Below are 9646 nucleotides of genomic sequence, written 5' to 3' on the forward strand. Positions count from 1 at the left end.
TCACTCCATGCCCTGGAGAATAGTCGTCGGCCTCAAGGACGGGGTCAGGGACGCCCGCGGCGAACGGATTCGCGAAGAGCTGAAGCGGCATCTCGGCATTAGCCTCGAGGCGGTGCGAACGATCGACGTCTATACGGTCGACGCCGATCTGAGCGAAGAGGAAGTGCTGGCGGCGGCCCGCGGCCCGCTGAGCGACCCGGTGATCCAGGAGACGGCCGTCAACCGGCCCCTGGCCCGGGATTTCGATGTTCTGATCGAGGTCGGATTCCGGCCCGGCGTCACCGACAATGTCGGCCGGACGGCCAAGGAAGCCATCCAGTACCTGACCGGCCGACCCTTCCGCGAAGGGGAGGGGGTCTATACTTCGACCCAGTACCTGCTCAAGGGCGCGGTCGACCGGCAGCTCGCCGAGCGCATCGCCGCCGATTTTCTCGCCAACGGGCTGATCCAGCGCTGGGACATCTGCACGGCGGCCGAATTCGACCCCGAGCGGGGCGTTCCCGTCCACGTGCCCCGGGTCGGCGGCACCGATGCCGAGCCGACGGTGCGGACCATCGACCTGGCTGTCGGCGACGAGGAGCTGCTGCGCATCAGCCGCGAGGGGATGCTGGCGCTGAACCTCGAGGAGATGAAGCGCATCCAGGCCTACGCCGGCGACCCGGAGGTGCGCCGTCAGCGGGCCCGTTTCGGCTTGGAGGCGGGGCTGACCGATGTCGAGCTCGAGGCGCTGGCCCAGACCTGGAGCGAGCACTGCAAGCACAAGATCTTTTCCGCCCGCATCGAGTATGTCGACGAGAAGGGCCAACGCGAGGTGATCGACTCGCTGTTCAAGACCTACATCGTCGGCGCCACCCGCAGGGTGCGGGAGAACCTCGGCGAGCGGGACTTCTGCCTGTCGGTCTTCAAGGACAACGCCGGCGTCATCCGCTTCAACGACGACTGGAGCCTCTGCTTCAAGGTCGAGACCCACAACTCCCCGTCGGCCCTCGATCCCTACGGCGGCGCCCTGACCGGCATCGTCGGCGTCAACCGCGACGGCGCCGGCACCGGCCTGGGGGCCCGGCTGATCTTCAACACCGATGTCTTCTGCTTCGCCTCGCCGTTCTACGACAAGCCGCTGCCGGCGCGCCTGCTCCATCCGCGGCGGATCTTCGAGGGCGTGGTCGAGGGTGTCGAGCACGGCGGCAACAAGAGCGGCATCCCGACCGTCAACGGCTCCATCGTCTTCGACGATCGCTTCGCCGGCAAGCCCCTGGTCTACTGCGGTACCGCCGGCATCATGCCGGCCGAGCTGAACGGGAAGCCGACGCACGAGAAGAAGGCCGAGGTCGGCGACCACATCGTCATGGTCGGCGGCCGCATCGGCAAGGACGGCATCCACGGCGCCACCTTCTCCTCCGAGGAGCTGCACGAGGACTCGCCGGTGACCGCGGTGCAGATCGGCGATCCCATCACCCAGCGCAAGATGTTCGACTTTCTCGCCGTCGCCCGCGAGCGCGGCCTGTACCATTCGATCACCGACAACGGCGCCGGCGGCCTTTCGTCGTCGGTCGGCGAGATGGCCGAGGACACCGGCGGCTGCGAGCTGCATCTCGACCGGGCGCCGCTCAAATACCCCGGCCTGCAGCCGTGGGAAATTCTCATCTCCGAAGCCCAGGAGCGCATGACCCTGGCGGTGCCGCCGGAGCACCTTCAGGCCTTTCTCACCCTGGCGCGGGAGATGGACGTCGAGGCGACCGACCTCGGCACCTTTACCGATTCAGGCTATTTCCACTGCCTCTACCGGGGACGGACCGTCGCCTGCCTGTCGATGGAATTTCTCCACGAAGGGGTGCCGCAGATGGTTCTGCCCGCCCGCTGGGAAGAGAAGGGTCACAGCGAGCCGCAGTTCGAACCGCCGGAAGATCTCGGCCAAACCCTGGTCGAGATGCTCGGCCGGCTCAACATCTGCTCGAAGGAGACGGTCGTACGCCGCTACGATCACGAAGTGCAGGCCGGCACCGTGGTCAAGCCGCTGACCGGCATCGCCAACGACGGTCCCTCGGACGCCGCCGTCTTCCGGCCGCTGCTCGATTCCTTCGAGGGCGTGGTCGTCTCGCACGGCATCTGTCCCCGTTACAGCGACATCGACACCTACCACATGATGGCCTGCGCCATCGACGAGGGACTGCGCAACTACGTTGCCGTCGGCGGTGATATCCGCCATGTCGCCGGTCTCGACAACTTCTGCTGGTGCGACCCGGTCCTCAGCGACAAGACGCCGGACGGCGCCTACAAGGCGGCCCAGCTGGTGCGGGCCAACAAGGCCCTCTACGACTACTGCGTCGCCTTCGGAGTGCCGCTGATCTCCGGCAAGGACTCGATGAAGAACGACTACCAGATCGGCGACACCAAGATCTCCATTCCGCCGACCGTGCTCTTCTCGGTGATCGGCCGGATGGACGATGTCCGCAAGGCCGTCACCATGGACGTCAAGCGTCCCGGACATCTGCTCTATCTGCTCGGCATCACCCGCAACGAACTGGGCGCCTCCGAATACTACGACCACCTCGGTTTTCTCGGCGCCAACGTGCCCAGGGTCGACGCGAAAGCCGCGCTGGAGCTCTACCTGCGGGTCAACCGGGCCGTCGGCGAGGGGCTGCTGGCCTCCTGCCACGACCTGTCCGACGGCGGGCTGGGCGTCGCCCTGGCCGAAAAGGCCTTCGCCGGCGGTTTCGGGCTGCGCGTCGACCTGACCGCGGTCAGGGTGGATGCGCCGCTGCGGGAGGATCTGCTCCTCTTCTCCGAGTCCCAGAGCCGGCTGCTGGTGACGGTGGCGCCGGACAAACGGAATGCGTTCGAGTCCCTGTTCGCCGGTTGCGACTGCGCCCTGATCGGCGAGGTCACCGAAAGCGCCGATCTGGTGCTGAGCGGCCGCAACGGGGAGATTCTGGTCAACAAGACGATTCACGAGCTGAAAGAGGCCTGGCAGGCGCCTCTGCGGGAGCTGTAACATGGCAGGACAGGTCAAGGCCGTCGTCATCGCCGGCAACGGCACCAACTGCGAAAGGGAGGTCGCCTTCGCCTGCAGGCTGGCGGGCGCCGAGGTGGCCGACATCGTTCACATCGCCGAGTTCCTCGCCGGCCGTGTCCGGCTGGAGGACTACCATTTTCTCAATCTCGCCGGCGGTTTCCTCGATGGCGACGATCTCGGCAGCGCCAAGGCCGGCGCCAACCGCCTGCTGCATGCCCCGGTGGCGGGCGGACCGTCGATGGCCGAGCAGATCCGGCGGTTCGTCGAGGACGGCAAGCTGATCATGGGGGTCTGCAACGGCTTCCAGCTGATGGTGAAGATGGGCCTGCTGCCGGCACTCGACGGCAACCTCATGCAGCAGAGTGCGACCCTCACCTTCAACGATTCCGGCCGCTTCGAGGACCGCTGGACGTATCTGGCCGTCGACGGGGCCTCGCCCTGCGTCTACACGCGGGGCCTGGACGGGCTCTATCTGCCGGTCCGCCACGGCGAAGGCAAGTTCGTGCCGGCCAGTGATGAAGTGCTGGCCCGCATCGAGGCCGAACATCTCGCCCCGCTGCGCTACGCCGACGAGCAGCTGCGGCCGACCATGGACTATCCCCTCAATCCGAACGGCTCGACCAGGGCCATCGCCGGCGTCTGCGACCCGACCGGACGGCTTTTCGGCCTGATGCCGCATCCCGAGGCCTACCTGCACCGCACCCACCATCCCCGCTGGACCCGGGAGGAGGACCTGCCGGAAGAGGGGATGGGCCTGTGGCTGTACCGGAACGCGGTGCAGTTCATCAGGGAGAATATCCTTTAAAAATACTAAGTTGACGACAGATTCTTCATCCTTTTTCAAAGGTTTGTTCGATGGACGACAGATTTCATGACGAGTGCGGGGTGTTCGGCATTTTCGGCCATCCCGAAGCCGCCAACCTGACCTATCTCGGGCTCTACGCCCTGCAGCACCGTGGACAGGAAAGCTGCGGCATAGTCGCCTCCGACGGCAATTATCTGACCAGTTACCGCAAGATGGGCCTGGTCGCCGACGTCTTTCGCGATCCGAAGGTTTTCGACCGGCTGCCGGGCAGCAGCGCCATCGGCCACGTCCGCTACTCCACCGCCGGCGGCAGCGACGTCAAGAACATCCAGCCGATCATGGTCGACTATCATCGCGGCAGCATCGCCGTCGCCCACAACGGCAACCTGGTCAACGCCCAGGAGATCCGCAACCAGCTCGAACTGGACGGCTCCATCTTCTCCACCACCGCCGACACCGAGGTCATCATCCACCGCATCGCCAAGGCCAAGGCCGACACCCTGGCCGACCGGGTGGTCGAGGCGCTGTACGGCATCAAGGGCGCCTACTGCCTGGTCTTTCTCACCGAAACCCGGCTGGTGGCGGTGCGTGACCCCAACGGCTTCCGGCCGCTGGTGCTCGGCAAGCTGGACGGTGCCTATGTCGTCGCTTCCGAAACCTGCGCCTTTGACCTGATCGAGGCGCAGTTCATCCGCGAAATCGAACCGGGCGAGATGGTCGTCATCGACAAGAACGGCCTGACCAGCTATCACCCCTTCGACAAGGTGGACCCGACACCCTGCATTTTTGAGCACATCTACTTCGCCCGGCCCGACAGCATCGTCTTCGGCCAGTCGGTGTACGAAGTGCGCAAGGAATTCGGCCGCGTGCTGGCGCGGGAAAATCCGGTCGAGGCCGACATCGTCATCCCGATTCCCGATTCGGGCGTACCGGCGGCCATCGGCTACAGCGAGGAATCGGGCCTGCCGTTCCAGCTTGGCCTGATCCGCAACCACTATGTCGGCCGCACCTTCATCGAGCCGGCCCAGTCGATCCGCCATTTCGGGGTCAAGATCAAGCTCAACGCCGTGCGTGACGTCATCAAGGGCAAACGGGTGGTTGTGGTCGACGATTCGATCGTCCGCGGCACCACCGCCCGCAAGCTGATCAAGATGATCCGCCAGGCGGGAGCGAAGGAGATCCATGTCCGCATCTCCAGTCCGCCGACGACCTTTCCCTGCTACTACGGCATCGACACGCCGACGCGCAAGGAGCTGATCGCCTCGTCGCATTCGATCGAGGAGATCAACCGCTACATCACCTCCGACACCCTCGGCTACCTGAGCTTCGAGGGGATGCGCAAGGCCGCCGGCGTGGCGGACGGCTCGGCGGGTCATTACTGCGACGCCTGCTTCACCGGCAACTACCCGGTCAAGTTTCCGCGGCTGAAGTCGGACAGCCAGCTGGGACTGTTTTAGTCCGGATTGCTCATGAAGTCTTCTGCTGCAACCGTCTCTTACACGTCATCTCGGGCCGTGCTCGCCCGCAGCGTTTCGACAGAGCGCTGCCATGCCTGCAAGGCTGCTCGCTGTGCTTGGCCCGATCTGACACCCAACAGCCGGTTTCGCGACAAACACTCATGAACAATCCGGGCTTGATGTTTTCGATATGCTGATTGCATAACGACACATTTTTTCAAGGAGAGAGAAAGAGAATGACGGAAGCCGAACGCAAGGAACTGATGGAGATCATCCGCGAGCTGTCCTACGAGGAGCGGGAGGTAACCCTGGCCTCGGGGCGCAAGAGCAACTTCTACTTCGACAGCAAGCAGACCACCCTGCACGCGAAAGGCGGGCTGCTGGTCGGCAAGGCCTTCTGGGCGAAGGTCAAGGAATTCGGCCAGGTCGACGGCGTCGGCGGCCTGACCCTCGGCGCCGATCCGATCGCCACCGCCACCTCGATCACCGCCGCTCTCGAGGGGGTCAGCGTGCACGCCTTCATCATCCGCAAGGAGCCGAAGGGGCACGGCACCGGCCAGTGGCTGGAGGGGCGCAAGAACCTGCCGCCCGGCTCAAAAGTGGTGATCGTCGAGGACGTCACCACCACCGGCGGCTCGTCGATGAAGGCGGTCGAGCGGGCCCGCGAAGAAGGGCTCGAGGTGCTGGGCATCGTCACCCTGGTCGACCGCCAGGAAGGCGCGCAGGAGAACATCGAAGCCGCCGGCATGGTGCTGAAGCCGGTCTTTACCCGCAGCGAGATTGTCGGGTAGGGCAGGGGGCTTGAAAAGAATCGTCTTTCTGAAACGGGCTGCGGAGGTTTTCGCAGCCCGTTTCTTGTTCGACTTGACAGGGGCACCGACGTTGAGGTCTGTTGGTAGCGACACAACCGGACGGCGGCGGTGGCTTAAACCGCGGCTTGCGGGATGAAGAGCAGCATCTCCTCCGGAGAATAAGGCCGTTGAAAGCTCTGCTTTGTACAACAGGCGCGCTCATTGCCTTTGCGGGCAATTCGATCCTCTGCCGGCTGGCCCTTGGCGGAGGCTGGATCGATGCCGCCAGCTTTACCGGCGTCCGGCTGGTTTCCGGCGCCCTGGTCCTGCTGCTGATCCTGCAATTGTCCGCTCGAACGAAGATCTCGGCAACGCGGGGCAACCTGCTCTCGGCCGCGGCACTTTTCTGCTACGCTGCAGCGTTTTCCTTCGCCTACCTGACCATCGCCACGGGAACCGGCGCCCTGATCCTGTTCGGATCCGTCCAGATCACCATGATCACGGCCGCCATCCTCTCGGGAGAAAGGCTCAAAAGAGCTGAAGGCATCGGTGCCTTGCTGGCCTTCGGAGGGCTCGTCTACCTGGTCTTCCCCGGGGTCACGGCCCCGTCTCCGGCGGGATCCCTGCTGATGACCGCCGCCGGAATCTGTTGGGGAATCTACTCCCTGCGCGGCCGGAACCGTGGAAATCCGCTGGCGGAAACCACCGTCAACTTTCTCCTCTCCCTGCCGCTCGCCGCCTTGCTGGGGCTCTTTTTTCTCGAACGCGGGCACCTTTCATTCCAGGGAATCCTGCTGGCAGGGCTTTCCGGCGGGCTGGCATCGGGAGTCGGCTATGCCGTCTGGTATGCCGCGGTCAAGGAGATGACCGCGACCACGGCCTCGATCGTCCAGCTGGCCGTCCCGATCCTCGCCGCCACGGGCGGGGTTCTTTTTCTCAACGAGGAAATCTCCATCCGCCTGGTCATCGCCACCATGATCATTCTCGGCGGCATCAGCCTGGCGGTCGTCAATCCCGAGAACCTGTTTTCAACACGCAAGGGCGGCTGAATCGCTTCCGGGGCATCAGATTCATTCACGACCTCATTTGCCTGCTTCCTGCAACATCGCAAAACCACCATGATTCCGGACAAATGGACGATTGACAGACCCTGAGAAATTTTTTAGGCTGTCGAACTGCATTCTACAGCACGCCGGGAAATCCAGGGAGGGGGATATCTACGCAGTTACGCAGTTACAGCCAGCCAGACCAAACCACCAGCAGGCATCTCCTTTCCTTTATTTTCCGATAGTTGCAGCCGTTATTATAGGCTTGTCATAGGTCTTTCCGTTTTATCCAATAACGCGGAATCCCTTTTATCCGATATGCGGGATTCCGTCTAATACCTGTTGGGCTGTGAATATGAGGGGGAAATGAGCGCAAATCTATTGACACTATGCTTATCACTCGCTGCCACATTCTTAACCTGCGCAGCTGCTTCTTTTTTAATTTGGGGCAGTGAAGCGTTAAACTACCTCCTCCCATCACTCTTATTTGCATCACCCGTATTCATCTTCATCTTCGCTGCTTTCTATTTCTTTTCAGCCAAATACGTCAACAACAACTCTGAACTCCTTAAACAAAAAGGAATATTGTTTAATCCAGAATATGCTAGCCCAAATCACGAATATTGGTCTAAAGCAATCAAATTTCTTGGCTACCTTGAAGTAGCAAGTGGCTTATTATGCACTGGGGTGTTTATTACAAACCTTATTTTCACAACCCAGCCAATATTATTGAGCATTTTAAACATAACAATCTCAATATTTGTCTACATTTCCGGCCTTTTACTTCTCAACAAAAAAGAAAAAGGGTTGAAATTTTCACTAATCTGCCAGATTTTGACACTATTCAGCATTAAGAACGCACGGGTCTATTTTCGACCATCAATGATCATACAGTTCAATTTCAGTATTAAATTTGGGGATTCGGCTATTGGGATAAATATCATTGCATTGATTTTTGCAATTTTGATTTTTAAAACAATGACAAGCCAGCCCAACAACTTAATCAACCGGACGGAAAATACGTCTGTGCAAAATTGAGAAACCAAAAATTGCGGTGGTGACCGAACCTTCACGTCGCCGCCGGTTATCATGAACCGTTGGCTGCAGGGATAAGGGCAATGAATCCTGAAGATTTTTGGGCTCCATATGAGAAGGAGATAACATCATTCGATGACCTTTATAATGTAATTGAAGCTGTATTTAAAAAGTGGTCATCTAAGAATAAATTATTTGCTTGGAGGGGGAATGTAGATGCAAGGTGGCCATTGCATTCATCACTGTATAGAAGGCTGTATTGGACAAGAGGTGCGTTGCCGGACGAGAGAGAATTGTATAAAAAAGAAGGCGATATCCTTAAGGATGTACATCGTTGGGGGCTTCATGTTTCAACCAATGTAGGCAGGCTATCTGTTCTGAACCAACTTGCTGCATTGCAGCATTATGGTGCTCCTACCAGAATGATTGACGTTACATTTAATCCATGGATTGCCGCATGGTTTGCGGTAGAAAAGAAATGGGACAATGGTGGTGAGGTTTATGAGGATGTAGATGCGCGTTTGTTTGCAATTGATGTTACAAATAGATTAATAAATGAAAATGATGAATTCAGAAAATGGGAAGATAATTTCAAAAGACCTTGGCCCAAGCCAGCAGCTCAGAATGCGAACGACGAAGAAAAGAAAATCTATAGAACTTGGTGCACGAAAGTTTTTGCGTGGAAGCCACCTCGCTTTGACAGTCGGATAGCTGCTCAGAATGGGGGATTTATTTTTGGTGGTGTCCCTATGAGTCAGGGGCCAGAAGGTCCAAACCAGTGGCCCAAGGATGGAGCCGGATACTGGAGAATACATGAAGTAAGGCAAGCTACATCATTGTCAATACGTCCCCATAAGCTTAATGCTAGCAGGGGAGGAGTAACACAAGATGCAGTATATACATTTAGAATAAAGAGCGAGGCAAAAGAAAGCATTAGAATGCAGTTAGAAAAGAATTTTGGCTATAAGCATTCTACAATATACCCGGACTTCACAGGCTTCTCATTGTTTGGTACGCCTGAGTTGAAAACAAGGCCCTGAAAAGGCAGCCAACAAGGCGCTCCACCTGACCGCTGTTCCGCGGGCGCTCCACAGCGGCAGGTGAGCTTGGCCTGCTGTTAGGCTTTGAGTGGATACAATGAAGAAATTTTGCATTGGTTTTGCCATATTTCATGTCGCTGCCTTTGTATTTTTTTTGCTTTTTATGCAATCGCAGGCTGATGTTGCGCAACACCAACTTTATTGGATTTTCTGGTTAGTCGCTGATTTCCCAATATCGCTATTGATTTTCATTGCCGCTAAGTTGGGGTTTCTTTTACTTACAATTTCATGCTCCTGCTTCATGGCGTCCTTGGAACAATTTGGTGGTATTTTCTGCCAATTGTTTTGCTTGCAATTAATCCTCGGTAGATTCAACTCATAAGTGCACCACCTTCGAGGTGGGTTAAGAGACAGGACATGATGGGGCTTCTGGTAGTGTTGAAAGCACGACCAAACAAC

General features: G+C 58.8%; 7 protein-coding genes. All 7 read left to right on the forward strand.

Annotation, left to right across the window (positions count from 1 at the left end; all coding sequences use genetic code 11):
• The first annotated feature begins 7 nt into the window (after nucleotides 1–7).
• The 7 genes from EDC39_RS03955 (at nucleotide 8) to EDC39_RS03985 (ending at nucleotide 9187) form a co-directional block, all read left to right on the forward strand.
• Nucleotides 8–2992, forward strand: coding sequence for a phosphoribosylformylglycinamidine synthase subunit PurS (locus tag EDC39_RS03955; RefSeq protein ID WP_148895072.1), 2985 nt, complete (start codon nucleotides 8–10; stop codon nucleotides 2990–2992).
• 1 nt (nucleotide 2993) lies between these two features.
• On the forward strand, nucleotides 2994–3818 hold the full coding sequence (locus tag EDC39_RS03960) for a phosphoribosylformylglycinamidine synthase subunit PurQ (RefSeq protein ID WP_148895073.1): 825 nt from the start codon (nucleotides 2994–2996) through the stop codon (nucleotides 3816–3818).
• A gap of 50 nt (nucleotides 3819–3868) precedes the next feature.
• A complete protein-coding gene (gene purF, locus EDC39_RS03965; protein ID WP_148895074.1) occupies nucleotides 3869–5275 on the forward strand; it encodes an amidophosphoribosyltransferase in 1407 nt (468 codons plus the stop codon).
• 236 nt (nucleotides 5276–5511) lie between these two features.
• Nucleotides 5512–6066: an orotate phosphoribosyltransferase gene (gene pyrE / locus EDC39_RS03970; protein ID WP_148895075.1), complete on the forward strand. Its 555-nt coding sequence runs from the start codon at nucleotides 5512–5514 to the stop codon at nucleotides 6064–6066.
• 188 nt (nucleotides 6067–6254) lie between these two features.
• Nucleotides 6255–7115: a DMT family transporter gene (locus EDC39_RS03975; protein ID WP_246140169.1), complete on the forward strand. Its 861-nt coding sequence runs from the start codon at nucleotides 6255–6257 to the stop codon at nucleotides 7113–7115.
• 363 nt (nucleotides 7116–7478) lie between these two features.
• Complete coding sequence (locus EDC39_RS03980) at nucleotides 7479–8150, forward strand: hypothetical protein (protein WP_148895076.1); 672 nt, start codon at nucleotides 7479–7481, stop codon at nucleotides 8148–8150.
• Between the two features lie 80 nt (nucleotides 8151–8230).
• On the forward strand, nucleotides 8231–9187 hold the full coding sequence (locus EDC39_RS03985) for an FRG domain-containing protein (protein ID WP_148895077.1): 957 nt from the start codon (nucleotides 8231–8233) through the stop codon (nucleotides 9185–9187).
• The last annotated feature ends 459 nt before the right edge of the window (nucleotides 9188–9646 follow it).

Origin of the sequence: Geothermobacter ehrlichii, from assembly GCF_008124615.1 — a bacterium.
GTDB lineage: Bacteria > Desulfobacterota > Desulfuromonadia > Desulfuromonadales > Geothermobacteraceae > Geothermobacter > Geothermobacter ehrlichii.

What these genes read in the sequence shown, in the direction of transcription:
- EDC39_RS03955 (WP_148895072.1), top strand. Translation starts at nt 8, where the DNA reads ATGCCCTGGAGAATAGTCGTCGGCCTCAAGGACGGGGTCAGGGACGCC.
- EDC39_RS03960 (WP_148895073.1), top strand. Translation starts at nt 2,994, where the DNA reads ATGGCAGGACAGGTCAAGGCCGTCGTCATCGCCGGCAACGGCACCAAC.
- purF (WP_148895074.1), top strand. Translation starts at nt 3,869, where the DNA reads ATGGACGACAGATTTCATGACGAGTGCGGGGTGTTCGGCATTTTCGGC.
- pyrE (WP_148895075.1), top strand. Translation starts at nt 5,512, where the DNA reads ATGACGGAAGCCGAACGCAAGGAACTGATGGAGATCATCCGCGAGCTG.
- EDC39_RS03980 (WP_148895076.1), top strand. Translation starts at nt 7,479, where the DNA reads ATGAGCGCAAATCTATTGACACTATGCTTATCACTCGCTGCCACATTC.
- EDC39_RS03985 (WP_148895077.1), top strand. Translation starts at nt 8,231, where the DNA reads ATGAATCCTGAAGATTTTTGGGCTCCATATGAGAAGGAGATAACATCA.